Raw genomic sequence first — 12,004 nt, 5'->3', positions numbered from 1 at the left:
ACGGCCGGCTGTCGCGCGCGGCCGGGATGCTTAGATGTAGATCGGCATCGGGTCTTCCTTCAGCTTGTTCTCCATGATCCACGTGTCGTCGTCGTTGAACAAATACGCGCGGTGGATGAGGACGCTGACCGGCTCGCCCGGCGTCAGGACGTCCTTCTCGAGCGAACGGTACGTGATCAGCTTGACGTCCCCGATCTCGACCTCGACCATCCACTCGCTGCCGCGGAAATGCAAATGCCGCACGATGCCGTCCACGGTCGCGGACGGGATGCGGAAGTCGCTCCGCTTGCCGATCTCGATGTATTCCGGCCGGATCAGCGCCTTCGTCGACGGCCAGTTGGCCGCCTCCTCGAAGCCCCGCAGCCGCTCCACGTTCTCGACGATGGTCGATTCGCCGATGAAGCTGGCCACGAACTGCGTTTGCGGGCTCTTGTAAATATCCCAAGGCGTGCCTTTCTGCTCCAGCCGCCCTTTATTGATGATCATGATCTCGTCGGCGACCTCGATCGCCTCGTCCTGGTCGTGCGTCACGAAGATCGAAGTGATGCCGAGGCGCTCGATCATGTCCTTCAGCCACGTGCGCAGCTCCGTCCGGATTTTGGCGTCGATGGCCGCGAACGGCTCGTCGAGCAGCAGCAGCTGCGGCTGCGGGGCGAGCGCCCGCGCGAACGCGACCCGCTGGCGCTGGCCGCCGGAGAGCTGGTGCGGGTAACGGTGCTCGAAGCCCTTCAGTCCCGTCAGCTCGATCAGCGACATGACGCGCTCGCGGATGACGTCCTTCTTCTCCTTCTTCACCTTCAGGCCGAACGCGACGTTGTCGTACACGGTCATATGCTTGAACAGCGCGTAATTCTGGAAGACGAAGCCGATGCCGCGCTCCTGCGGCGGCAGGTCGTTGACCCGCTTGCCGTGGAACACGATGTCGCCCGACGACGGGGATTCCAGCCCCGCGAGCATGCGGAGAATCGACGTTTTGCCGCCGCCGCTCGGGCCGAGCAGGCCGATCAGCTGGCCTTTGGCGATGTCGAAACTCACGTCCCGCACGGCGTGGAAATCGCCGAACTGTTTGTTTAAGCCGCGCACCTCGATATGCATCGTTCAATGCACTTCCTTTCTCTTCTTCGCCCATTCCATGAGCAGCAGCAGGCCGACGGAGAACGCCGCGAGCACCAGCGCGACGCTGCTGGCCTCGGTTACGTTGAAGTTCTCCACGTCCTGGTAGACGAGCGTCGTCGCCGTCTGCGTCTTGTTCATAATATTGCCGGATACGACGAGCACCGCTCCGAACTCCCCGAGCGACCGGGCGACCGTCAGCACGACGCCGTAGATGACGCCCCAGCGGATCGAAGGCCATGTCACCTTCCAGAAGGTGTACCACGAGTAGGCGCCGAGCGTCGAGGCCGCTTCTTCCTGCTGCGCGCCGATCTCCTGCAGCACCGGCATGACCTCGCGCACCATCAGCGGGAACGTGACGAACAGCGTCGCCAAGATCATGCCGGGAAGCGCGTACACGACTTTGAAGCCGATATCCTCGAAGAACGCGCCGAGCGCCGAGCTCGGTCCGAGCACGAGGACGATCATAAGGCCGCCGATGACGGGCGAGACCGCGAACGGCAGGTCGACGATGCTGTTCAGAAGGCCCCTGATCCGGCGGGACAGCCAGGTCGCCCGGACGAGGTACAGCGCGAGCATGACGCCGAACAGCGTGTTCAGCAGCGTCACGATCACGACGAGCATGCCCGTCATCAGGAGCGCGTGCAGCGATTGCTCGCGCGTGAGCGCCTCCGCGAAGCCGCTCCAGCCGTCGCCCCAGGAGCCGGCGAAAATTTTGACCAGCGGCGCGACGATCAGGATCAGAAACACCAGATACGTCAGCGCGATCCACAGCTTTTTCATTTGTCGCGCCTCCTCGCCTGAACGAGGTTGACGGCGCCGAGGATGAGGAACGACAGCGTCAGGAGCAGCACGGACACGGCCGCGGCGCCCTGCGCGTTGTCGCTTTCGATTTCGCCGAAAATGTATACCGACGCGATCAGCGTCTTGCCCGGAATGTTGCCGGCCACGAGCACGACGGCGCCGAATTCCGCCAGCGCCCGGGAGAACGCCAGCATCGCGCCGCTGATGATGCCCGGCAGCATCGACGGGAAAATCACCTGCAGAAACGTCCGCGTCCTGGACGCGCCGAGGGTGTAGGACGCCTCCTCCTCGGATTTGTCCATCTCCTCGAGCAGCGGCTGCACGCCGCGAATGACGAACGGGAACGTCACGAACACCATCGCGATGACGATCGCGGGTTCGTGGAAGACGATTTCAAAACCGAGTTTGCCGGCCAGGCCGCCCACGAGACTGTTGGGGCCGAGCAGCAGCAATATCATCAAGCCGCCGACCGCGGTCGGCAGCGCGAACGGCAAATCCACGAAGCTGTTCAGGATGCTCCGTCCGGGAAACCGGTACCGGATCAGCACCCACCCGATCATCGTGCCCAGAAGCACGTTGATCGCCGTGGCGAACACAGACAGTTTAATCGTAAGGAGAACGGCTTCCCACGCCAGCTGGTCCGTCACGCTTTGCCAGAACGGCGCCCAGCCCAGCTTGAACGACTGGGTGTAGATGCCGATGATCGGCAAGACGATCAGCAGAATGAAATAGAGCATAACGGTGCTGCGAAACCCGAAGCTCCACAAGCGGCCGCGCATTATGATATTCAAGCTGAATAACCCCCTGACGCTTTCCTTGAGGAATCGCGGTGCGGAAACGGATAATCCCCATTAAAATACTTGGTATTCACACTTTAGCAGACCACGGGATGTCTAGTCAATCCTTGGAACGGTGAAAAATCTCGCGCGAACGGCAAAACACGAAAAGCTCCCCGAAGGTCCTTTCGGAACCTCAGGGGAGCTGGCCGTTCGTTCTCGATTGGGAAGCGCGGCGGCTCGCCCGCGCCTACTCGCCGTCGATGAAATACCGGTCCTCGCCGATCGCGATGACCGCCTGGCCTTGCGTCAGGTCCGTGATCCACGCCGCGAACTTGTCCGCTTCGGGCGCCTCCGGCAGGCACGCGATGACGACGCGGTCGGTAAAATCGGTGCCGCCGACGCGGACGCCGCGCGCGCGGAATTCGTTCTCGAGCTTGCCGTACCAGGTATAGTCCACGTCGACGACGACCTCCCGGTGCAGCACCTGGGTAATGGCCTCCGCCGCCTCGATCGCCGCGACCGCGCCGTCGGTATAGGCGCGGATCAAGCCGCCCGCGCCGAGCATGATGCCGCCGAAATACCGGGTCACGACGACGGCCACGTTCTTAAGCCCTTGATGCTTGATCACTTCAAGAATCGGTTTGCCGGCCGTGCCGCTCGGCTCCCCGTCGTCGGACTGCTTCTGGCATTCGTCGCGTTCGCCGACGACGTAAGCCGAGCAGTTGTGCGTCGCGTTCCAGTGCAGCTTCTTGATCTCCTCGATGAAGGCGATCGCTTCTTCCTCCGAGGCGACGGGTCTGCCGTGGCCGATGAAACGCGACTTCTTGATGACGATCTCCTTGCTGTCCGGCCGCCGCAGCGTCCGGTAGCGGTTCAGCATGCCCGCCGCTTACAGCCGAGCTTCGAGCTCGGCTTTTTCTTTCTCGTAGCCCGGCTTGCCGAGCAGCGCGAACATGTTCTTCTTGTACGCTTCGACGCCCGGCTGGTCGAACGGGTTCACGCCCGACAGGTAGCCGCTGATGCCGCAGGCGATCTCGAAGAAGTATACCAGATAGCCGAACGTGTACGGCGTCATGTCGGCGATGTTCACGACGAAGTTCGGCACATGGCCGTCCGCGTGCGCGAGCAGCGTGCCTTCGAATGCCTTCTTGTTGACGAAGTCCATCGTCTTGCCGGTGAGGAAGTTCAAGCCGTCCAGGTTGCTTTCGTCATGGCCGATCGTGATTTGCTCGGCGACGCTGCCGACCTGAATGACCGTTTCGAAGATGTTCCGGTTGCCCTCTTGGATGAATTGGCCCATGGAGTGCAGGTCGGTGGAGAAATCGACGGCCGCCGGGAAAATGCCTTTGTAATCCTTGCCCTCGCTCTCGCCGTACAGCTGCTTCCACCATTCCGACACGAAGTGCAGCGCCGGCTCGTAGTTGACGAGAATTTCCGTCACTTTGCCTTTGCGGTAGAGCGCGTTGCGGGCCGCGGCGTACTGGTACGCCTCGTTCTCGGCCAGGGCCGGGTTGTTGTAGGCGGCGGACGCGTCCGCGGCGCCTTTCATCATGGCTTCGATGTCGATGCCGGCGGCGGCGATCGGCAGCAGGCCGACGGCCGTCAGCACGGAGTAGCGTCCGCCGACGTCGTCCGGGATGATGAAGGACTCGTAGCCCTCTTCGGTCGCGAGCTTCTTCAGGGCGCCTTTCTCGCGGTCCGTCGTGGCGTAGATGCGCTTGCGCGCTTCGGCTTTGCCGTATTTGGCTTCCAGCGCTTCGCGGAAAATGCGGAACGCGATGGCCGGCTCCGTCGTCGTGCCGGACTTGGAAATGACGTTGATCGACCAGTCGCGGCCTTCCAGCAGCTGCAGCAGATGCGTTACGTACGTGGAGCTGATGTTGTTGCCCGCGAACAGGATCTGCGGCGTCTTGCGCTGCTCCTGCGGGAGAAGGTTGTAAAAGGAATGCGACAGCATTTCGATCGCGGCCCGCGCGCCGAGGTAGGAGCCGCCGATGCCGATGACGACGAGCACTTGGGAGTCGGATTGGATTTTGTCCGCCGCTTGCTTGATCCGCGCGAATTCGTCTTTATCGTAATTCGTCGGCAGGTCGATCCAGCCGAGATAGTCCGAGCCCGCGCCGGAGCCGTTGCGGAGCTGATCGTGCGCCGTGCGCACCTGCTGCGCCAGATTGTCGATCTCGTGCTGGCCGATGAACCCGAGCGCTTTGCTGTAGTCGAAGGAAACTGCTTTCGTCATGGTTGGAACCTCCTGAAAGTTTTTTGCGATGCTTCATGGTTATTCTTCAATGCGAGCAAAAACTCGCTTCGAAAGCATGGGCTAAAGTTTTTTGCGATGTTTCATGGTTATTCTTCAATGCGAGCAAAAAACTCGCTTCGAAAGCTGAGACTTACGTTTTTGCGATGCGGCTCTATGTAGGACGGAGCAGCTCCGGCCGGGCGTCGGGACGCGCCGTTCGTCCTGCCGCGGAGCATGTCCTTTTTACGTCACGATAAGGATAATGGATTTCCTACCCAAAAACAAGGGAACCCGGGCCGAATGCAGCTTGGCCGATAAGTATGGTAAAATGGTTGGAGCCTTCACATTCGGAAACTCAAGGAGATGACGTATCATGTTCAAAATCGGCTTTATCGGCCTCGGCGTCATGGGCGAGCCCATGGCGGCCAACCTGCTGCGCAAAGGCTATCCGGTCACGGTCTACAACCGCACGCCGGGCAAAGCGGCCCAACTGCTCGAGCTCGGAGCGGCGGAAGCGAAGACGCCCGCAGCGGTTGCCGATGCCTCCGACATCATCATAACCATGATCAGCAACGACGATTCGATCCGCGAAGTCTACCACGGCGACAACGGCGTGCTCGGCGCGCTGAAGCCGGGATCCGTCGTCATCGATAGCAGCACCATTTCGCCCGCCCTCTCCCGGCAGCTGCACCAAGACATCGCGGCCAAGTCCGCGGCCTTCCTCGACGCGCCGGTCACGGGCAGCAAGCCGGCGGCGGAAAGCGGCACGCTGACGTTCATGGTCGGCGGGGACGCGCAAGTGCTGGCGAAGGTCCATGACGTGCTGGGCGCGATGGGCCGCAAGATCATCCCGATGGGCCCGGGCGGCAGCGGCTCGACCGCCAAGCTGGCCCATAACACGGTCGTCGGCATCAACGTCGCCGCGCTGCTGGAAGGCATGGCCATCGCGGCCAGCGGCGGCATCGACGCCGCCTCGTTCCTCGAGCTTGTCCAATCCGGCGGCGCCGCGAGCAAAATGGCCGAGCTGAAAACGCCGAAGCTGCTGGAACGCGACTTCGGCGTGCAGTTCTCGCTCGGCCTGATGCTGAAGGACCTGCGGCTGGCTTCGGTGCTGTCGGACGAGCTGAAGACGCCGACGCCGATTCTGGAGACGGTCAAGAGCCTGTATCAGATCGGCGACGCGATGGGCTTCGCCGACGCGGACCTCTCGGCGCTGGCGCATACCTACGAGCAATGGATCAACAAGCCGATCACGAACCACGCCGGAACGAAGGCCGAATAGGATTCACGCCGCGCGGTGCATCGCGGTCTTGCCCCAGGCCGGCTTAGCCGCGGCCTTCGCGGGTGCGCGATTCGGCGCTCCCGGGTGCGCCTAACCCGGCCGGCGCCGCACGAAAGACAAAGAAGGCTGCTCCGCCTCCCGTATATTGCGGGAGAACGCGGAGCAGCCTTCTTTGCATGCCTGACGCGACCCGGAGCCTCGGCTTGAGGCCGAGCGTCCGGTTAAGCGCGCCGGATTGTTATTCTTGAATGTACGAGCAGGCGTAATCGGTGATCGACGCGACCCGCAGCTTGAACTTGGCATTGGCCGGGACCGTGAACTCGCCTTCGCCGGCGATATGGAGCCATTCCGTTTCGCCCGGCAGCAGCACCTTCAGGTCGCCGGCGAGAATTTCCATGATTTCCTTGGCGTCCGTGCCGAATTCATAGTCGCCCGGCAGCATGATGCCGAGCGTTTTTTTCGTGCCGTCCGGGAACAGGACCGTGCGGCTGGATACTTTGCCGTCGAAGTACAGGTTGGCTTTTTTGACGACGGTGACGTTTTCGTACTGGGACATAAGGGCAATACTCCTCTGCGTGTGGGATGATGGCGATATGTAAAAAGCGGAGCTCACGGCCGCCGAAGTGGCCCTAAGCCCCGCGATTGGAACCGATGATGCGCGTTACAGCAGCCCTTTGACGTGGCTGACGACGTTCTCGACCGTGAAGCCGTACTCCTGGATGACGCGGTCGCCCTTCGCGGACGCGCCGAACTTATTGATGCCGAGCACCGCGCCTTGGTCGCCGACGTAACGCTCCCAGCCGAACGGCGACGCCATTTCGATCGCCAGGCGCGCCTTGACGTCAGGCAGCAGGACGGAATCCTTGTAGGCCTTCGATTGGCGCTCGAACAGGTCGAAGCTCGGCATGCTGATGACGCGCACGTGGATGCCTTCCTCCGCCAGCGCCTTCTGCGCGGCTACCGCCAGCTGCACCTCGGAACCCGTCGCGATCAGCTGCGCTTGCGGCTTGCCGTTCGCCGCGTCGGCGATCACGTACGCGCCTTTCGCGATGCCTTCGCGCGAATTCACGTTCGTGCCTTCGAGGATCGGCAGGTTTTGGCGCGTCAGGACGAGCGCGACCGGCTGATCCGCCTGCGAAAGCGCGTAAGCCCATGCCGAGGACGTCTCGTTCGCGTCGGCCGGACGGATGACCGTCAGCTGCGGAATGATGCGCAGGGACGCCAACTGCTCGATCGGCTCGTGCGTCGGGCCGTCTTCGCCGACCGCGATGCTGTCGTGCGTCAGGACGAACGTGACCGGCAGCTTCATCAGCGCGGAGAGGCGCACCGCAGGACGCAGGTAGTCCGTAAAGACGAAGAACGTCGCGCCGTACGGCTTCACGCCGCCGTGCAGGCTCATGCCGTTTACGGCAGCCGCCATGGCGAATTCCCGTACGCCGAAGTACACGTTGCGGCCTTCGTAGCTGCCCGGTTTGAATACCGGCAAGCCCTTCAAGTGGGTCATCGTGGAGCTTTCCAAGTCGGCGGAACCGCCGATCAGGTTCGGCACGTTGTTCGCCAGGCCGTTCAGCGCGTTGCCGGACGCCACGCGCGTCGATACCGCCTTGTCCGCGGTCGTGTACGTCGGGAGATCCTTATCCCAGCCCTCGGGCAGCTTGCCGCTGATGGCCGTTTCGAATTGTGCCGCCAGCTCCGGATAAGCGGACTTGTAGGACGCGAACAGCTTGTCCCACGCTGCGTTCGCTTGCTCGCCGCGCGTCTTGACTTCGGCGAAATGGGCGCGAACCTCGTCCGGCACGAAGAACGCCTCATGCTCCCAGCCGTAGAATTCTTTCGTCAGCTTCGTTTCGTCGGCGCCGAGCGGGCTGCCGTGCGTGCCGAGATGGCCGCCTTTGCCGCCTTTGTTCGGGCTGCCGTAGCCGATCGTCGTCTTGACTTCGATAAGGGTCGGACGGCCGAGCTCCGCTTGCGCCGCCGCGACGGCTTGACCGAGCGCGTTCAGGTCGTTGCCGTCCTGGACGCGAAGCACCTGCCAGCCGTACGCTTGGAAGCGGCCCTGCACGTTCTCGGATAACGCGAGGTTCAGCTCGCCGTCGAGCGAGATGTCGTTGGAATCGTACAGCACGACGAGCTTGCCGAGCTTCAGGTGAGCCGCCAGCGAAGCCGCTTCGCTCGCCACGCCTTCCATCAGGTCGCCGTCGCCGCAAATCGCGAACGTGAAGTGGTCGACGATGTTCAGGTCTTGCTTATTGTAAGTCGCGCCCAAGTGCGCTTCCGCCATGGCCATGCCGACCGCCATCGCGACGCCTTGTCCGAGCGGCCCCGTGGTCGCGTCCACGCCGGCCGTGTGGCCGTATTCCGGGTGGCCCGGCGTCAGGGAGCCCCACTGACGGAACTGCTGCAGCTGTTCGATCGGAAGGCCGTAGCCCGAGAGGTGAAGCAGGCTGTAGAGCAGCATGGAGCCGTGGCCCGCGGACAGCACGAAGCGGTCGCGGTTGATCCAGGTCGGATTGGACGGATTGTGGTTCATCGTCTTCGCGAACAATTGATAACCCATCGGCGCCGCGCCCATGGGCATGCCCGGATGGCCGGAGTTCGCTTTCTCGACCGCGTCGATCGCCAGGGTGCGAATGGTGTCGATGGAAAGTTGATCGATGGTTTTCTGCGTGACTGTCATTCAAATACTCCTCCTAAATCGCAATGGGTACAGCTTCGCGTTTCTCTCTATTTCTAATATTGGCAGGGAATCCCGCACTGGCTTTGAAATATTGTACCATTACCTCTTGGCCATTGCCATCTTTATTGCGGTACTGTTCTAAAATTCGACACTTAAATTATGGCCCAACATTTGCATTCTTATCGCTGTCCGTACTTAATTAAACCGACCGTCCTCGCGCATAAGCGGACAACGCGAAAAAAGCGCGCCGTTCCTCGGGGGACGGCGCGCGGGTCTTGCTTCAGGCTGATAAGTCCAAAGAAAAAAAATCAATTGAAAACGACCGTTTTGTTCTGATGCACGAGAATCCGGTCCTCGACATGCCATTTGACGGCGCGCGCGAGCACGACGCGCTCGATGGTCCGGCCGATCCGTTTCAAATTGTCGACGTCGTCGCGGTGCGTGACGCGCTGGACGTCCTGCTCGATGATCGGACCGCCGTCGAGCTCTTCCGTGACGTAATGCGCCGTGGCGCCGATGATCTTGACGCCCCGCTGGTAGGCTTGCGCGTACGGCTTGCCGCCGACGAAAGCCGGGAGGAAGGAATGATGGATGTTAATGATCCGGTTGGGGAACTGCTCGATGAATTTCGGCGAAATGATCTGCATGTAACGGGCCAGCACGATCAAATCGGCTTTGCCTTTGACCGCTTCCAGCTGGCGTTTTTCGGCTTCCGCCTTCGTGTCCGGGGTAACCGGAATGTGATGGAACGGGATGCCGAACGATTCCACGAGACCCTGCATGTCGGGATGGTTGCTCACGACCATCGCGATTTCCGCGTCGAGGTCGCCGGCCTGCCATTGCCAGAGCAGCTCCAGCAAGCAGTGGTCTTCCTTGGAGACGAAGATCGCGAGGCGTTTCTTGCGGCTGGCGCGGAACGTATTCCATTTCATGTCGAAGCGGTCCGCCACGCGGCCGAAATCTTCCTGCAGCACGGGCAGCTCGCGCTCCAGGTCGCTGAGGTCGAATTCGAAGCGAATGAAAAACATGCCGCCGCCGGGGTTCAGCGTGTATTGGTCCGATTGCACGATATTCGCGCCGTGTTCGTACAAAAATTGCGACACCGCGGCCACGATGCCGTTGCGGTCCGGACACGAGATGAGCATCCGCGCGCGGTTGGCGTTGTCCGGCCGCGGCGGCCGCGGTGCTTGATGAATGGTTTGCATGAGAGACAGTCTTCCTTCCGTCGGCGAGTGGGTAAAGCAAAGCCGGCCGAAGCCGGCGTTGATCAGGCGTTTACGAGCAGCGTCTTGCCGGCGAACCATGCCGTGATGCGCTGGTTGACCGCTTCCTCGGACAGCTCGGGCAGCACGCGGTGCTCGGCCACGAGGTCGTACAGGCGGTCCATCGGCTCGCGCGGGTCGGCTTTCTTCGCTTTCGCGTCGGTTTTAAGCACGTCCCAGACGTCCAGCACGTACTGGCGGTGATCGATGTCCTGCTTGCCGAAGAAATGGTGCAGGCGCTCGACGTCTTCCAGGAACTCGCCGCCGAAACGGTTCGACGCATCGCCGCGGAGCAGCGCGATTTCGGCTTCGTACATCGGACGCTGCGTCTTGTCTTGTTGGCCGATCCAAGGCGTTTCGAGAATGAACGGACGGCCCTTCAGCGCTTCGTGATGCACGAAATTGCGGATGGCGTCGTAGCCGATCCAGCCCGCGCCGATCGGAGCATGGCGGTCTTTCGCGGCGCCGCGCGGGTTTTTGCTGTCGTTGACGTGGACGACGGCCACGCGGTCGAGGCCGACGATGCGGTCGAATGCGCTCAGCACGCCGTCGGGGTCGTTCACGAGGTCGTAGCCGGCGTCGTGCATGTGGCACGTGTCCATGCAGACGGTCAACCGGTCGTTCGCCGCGACTTTATCGATGATGGACGCGATTTCCTCGAAGCTCCGGCCGATTTCCGTCCCCTTGCCGGCCATCGTTTCGAGCGCGATGTTGACGTTCGTTTCTTTCGTGCCGTTCAGCACTTCGTTCAAGCCTTCCGCGATCCGGGCGATGCCGTACTCCGCGTCCTTGTCCGTATAAGCGCCGGGATGCAGCACGATGTTGCGCACGCCGATCGCGTCGGTGCGGCGGATCTCCTCCTGAAGAAACCGCACGGCGAGCTCGTACGTGTCGTCTTTATAGGAACCGAGGTTAATGATGTAGGGGGCGTGCACGACGATTTCGTCGATCCCGGCCTCGCTCATCGCGGCCTTGCCTTCCGGAATGTAGAGGTCCTCCATAGGCTTGCGGCGCGTGTTCTGCGGGGCACCTGTGTAAATCATGAACGAGCTGGAGCCGTACGAGACGGCTTCGTTCGTGGCGGTGAGCAACCCTTTATCGGAAAAAGAAACGTGCGAACCGATTTTCAACATGGACGTGTAATCGCTCCTTTCGTGTATACGGCGGAAGCCTGCGAAGGGGCAGGTCCTGGTTCAATGCTTGTCCCTCCTATTTTACAAGGAACGGCGAAATAAATCTAGGTTCCGATCACGGCCGATTGTTGCGGCCGAAGGCCGGCTTGGCTTATAATAGGCATGATTTGCCGATATTTTTCGAGGCATAGAGTGCCCGCAAGAGGTGATGGTAGCGATGGCTCCGAATTGGTTCATGTATTTTATCGTGTTTTGGGCGGTCGTCATGATCGTCTTCATGTCGATCGGCGGCTATTTCATGTTCCGCAAGTTTCTCAAGGTGCTCCCCCAGCGGGACGGCAAGTCCAAGCTGGATTGGCAAAACTATTGGGTCGAGCGCAGCCGCGGCATGTGGTCCGAAGATGCCAAGGCGTTCCTCGAGAAGCTCGTGTCGCCGGTGCCGAGCGCGTTCCGCGATATCGCCAGGCATTCCATCGCGGCCAAAATCGCGCAGGTGGCGGTCGAAGGCGGCGCGGCCGAAGTCTCGCCAAGCCACTGCATCGAAGGCTACATCCGGGCCACGCCCAAACGCGACTACCGCAGTTTGATTACGTTCCTGGAGAAGGAACAGATCGATTACCGGCCGTATACCCATCTGCTGAATAAATAAGCCGCCCGGTTCGGGCGGCTTTTGTTGTACCATGAGCTTGAACGTTTGCGGCAGCAACTGGAAAAT

11 protein-coding genes are annotated in these 12,004 nt (G+C 61.4%); 2 read left to right on the top strand and 9 right to left on the bottom strand.

Annotation, left to right across the window (positions count from 1 at the left end; all coding sequences use genetic code 11):
• Positions 1 to 30: 30 nt before the first annotated feature.
• From BMZ79_RS14460 to BMZ79_RS14440, 5 genes are all read right to left on the bottom strand, one after another.
• A complete protein-coding gene (locus BMZ79_RS14460; protein WP_090641223.1) occupies positions 31 to 1,095 on the bottom strand; it encodes a sulfate/molybdate ABC transporter ATP-binding protein in 1,065 nt (354 codons plus the stop codon).
• A gap of 3 nt (positions 1,096 to 1,098) precedes the next feature.
• Positions 1,099 to 1,896 (bottom strand): sulfate ABC transporter permease subunit, encoded by a 798-nt coding sequence (locus BMZ79_RS14455; RefSeq protein ID WP_090641222.1) that lies wholly within the window; start codon positions 1,894 to 1,896, stop codon positions 1,099 to 1,101.
• The gene (gene cysT / locus BMZ79_RS14450) at positions 1,893 to 2,696 is read right to left on the bottom strand and encodes a sulfate ABC transporter permease subunit CysT (protein ID WP_371263726.1); all 804 of its coding nucleotides are present in this window, start codon (positions 2,694 to 2,696) and stop codon (positions 1,893 to 1,895) included. Before cysT ends, BMZ79_RS14455 begins: the two co-directional genes overlap by 4 nt.
• A 247-nt stretch (positions 2,697 to 2,943) precedes the next feature.
• Positions 2,944 to 3,576, bottom strand: coding sequence for a YigZ family protein (locus tag BMZ79_RS14445; RefSeq protein WP_090641220.1), 633 nt, complete (start codon positions 3,574 to 3,576; stop codon positions 2,944 to 2,946).
• A 9-nt stretch (positions 3,577 to 3,585) separates the two neighbouring features.
• The gene (locus BMZ79_RS14440) at positions 3,586 to 4,935 is read right to left on the bottom strand and encodes a glucose-6-phosphate isomerase (protein WP_090641219.1); all 1,350 of its coding nucleotides are present in this window, start codon (positions 4,933 to 4,935) and stop codon (positions 3,586 to 3,588) included.
• 373 nt (positions 4,936 to 5,308) lie between these two features.
• Here BMZ79_RS14440 and BMZ79_RS14435 point away from each other — a divergent pair, with 373 nt between their 5' ends.
• Positions 5,309 to 6,217 (top strand): NAD(P)-dependent oxidoreductase, encoded by a 909-nt coding sequence (locus tag BMZ79_RS14435; RefSeq protein WP_090641218.1) that lies wholly within the window; start codon positions 5,309 to 5,311, stop codon positions 6,215 to 6,217.
• A gap of 238 nt (positions 6,218 to 6,455) precedes the next feature.
• Here BMZ79_RS14435 and BMZ79_RS14430 read toward each other — a convergent pair whose 3' ends face one another.
• The 4 genes from BMZ79_RS14430 to BMZ79_RS14415 all read right to left on the bottom strand — a co-directional run bounded on the left by BMZ79_RS14430 (position 6,456) and on the right by BMZ79_RS14415 (position 11,289).
• Entirely contained in the window at positions 6,456 to 6,773 is a 318-nt protein-coding gene (locus tag BMZ79_RS14430; RefSeq protein WP_090641214.1) for a pyrimidine/purine nucleoside phosphorylase, read from the bottom strand.
• Positions 6,774 to 6,878: 105 nt separating this feature from the next.
• A complete protein-coding gene (tkt, locus tag BMZ79_RS14425) occupies positions 6,879 to 8,894 on the bottom strand; it encodes a transketolase (RefSeq protein ID WP_090641212.1) in 2,016 nt (671 codons plus the stop codon).
• A 308-nt stretch (positions 8,895 to 9,202) separates the two neighbouring features.
• Positions 9,203 to 10,099, bottom strand: a complete 897-nt coding sequence (gene purU / locus BMZ79_RS14420) for a formyltetrahydrofolate deformylase (RefSeq protein WP_090641210.1) — start codon at positions 10,097 to 10,099, stop codon at positions 9,203 to 9,205.
• A gap of 62 nt (positions 10,100 to 10,161) precedes the next feature.
• Positions 10,162 to 11,289 carry a deoxyribonuclease IV gene (locus BMZ79_RS14415; RefSeq protein WP_090641208.1) on the bottom strand — a complete coding sequence of 376 codons (1,128 nt, stop codon included), beginning with the start codon at positions 11,287 to 11,289 and terminating at the stop codon, positions 10,162 to 10,164.
• A gap of 217 nt (positions 11,290 to 11,506) precedes the next feature.
• Here BMZ79_RS14415 and BMZ79_RS14410 point away from each other — a divergent pair, with 217 nt between their 5' ends.
• The gene (locus BMZ79_RS14410; protein ID WP_090641206.1) at positions 11,507 to 11,938 is read left to right on the top strand and encodes a DUF2621 family protein; all 432 of its coding nucleotides are present in this window, start codon (positions 11,507 to 11,509) and stop codon (positions 11,936 to 11,938) included.
• Positions 11,939 to 12,004: the final 66 nt, after the last annotated feature.

The sequence above is a fragment of the Paenibacillus sp. UNC496MF genome, assembly GCF_900113915.1.
Taxonomy (GTDB): Bacteria; Bacillota; Bacilli; order Paenibacillales; family Paenibacillaceae; genus Paenibacillus_Z; species Paenibacillus_Z artemisiicola.
This window is presented reverse-complemented; position numbering and strand designations above follow the sequence as displayed.

Bases quoted from the DNA above. Each gene is read 5' to 3' on its own strand.
- cysT (WP_371263726.1), bottom strand. From the start codon at position 2,696: ATGCGCGGCCGCTTGTGGAGCTTCGGGTTTCGCAGCACCGTTATGCTC.
- BMZ79_RS14415 (WP_090641208.1), bottom strand. From the start codon at position 11,289: ATGTTGAAAATCGGTTCGCACGTTTCTTTTTCCGATAAAGGGTTGCTC.
- BMZ79_RS14455 (WP_090641222.1), bottom strand. From the start codon at position 1,896: ATGAAAAAGCTGTGGATCGCGCTGACGTATCTGGTGTTTCTGATCCTG.
- BMZ79_RS14460 (WP_090641223.1), bottom strand. From the start codon at position 1,095: ATGCATATCGAGGTGCGCGGCTTAAACAAACAGTTCGGCGATTTCCAC.
- BMZ79_RS14435 (WP_090641218.1), top strand. From the start codon at position 5,309: ATGTTCAAAATCGGCTTTATCGGCCTCGGCGTCATGGGCGAGCCCATG.
- BMZ79_RS14410 (WP_090641206.1), top strand. From the start codon at position 11,507: ATGGCTCCGAATTGGTTCATGTATTTTATCGTGTTTTGGGCGGTCGTC.
- tkt (WP_090641212.1), bottom strand. From the start codon at position 8,894: ATGACAGTCACGCAGAAAACCATCGATCAACTTTCCATCGACACCATT.
- BMZ79_RS14440 (WP_090641219.1), bottom strand. From the start codon at position 4,935: ATGACGAAAGCAGTTTCCTTCGACTACAGCAAAGCGCTCGGGTTCATC.
- BMZ79_RS14430 (WP_090641214.1), bottom strand. From the start codon at position 6,773: ATGTCCCAGTACGAAAACGTCACCGTCGTCAAAAAAGCCAACCTGTAC.
- BMZ79_RS14445 (WP_090641220.1), bottom strand. From the start codon at position 3,576: ATGCTGAACCGCTACCGGACGCTGCGGCGGCCGGACAGCAAGGAGATC.
- purU (WP_090641210.1), bottom strand. From the start codon at position 10,099: ATGCAAACCATTCATCAAGCACCGCGGCCGCCGCGGCCGGACAACGCC.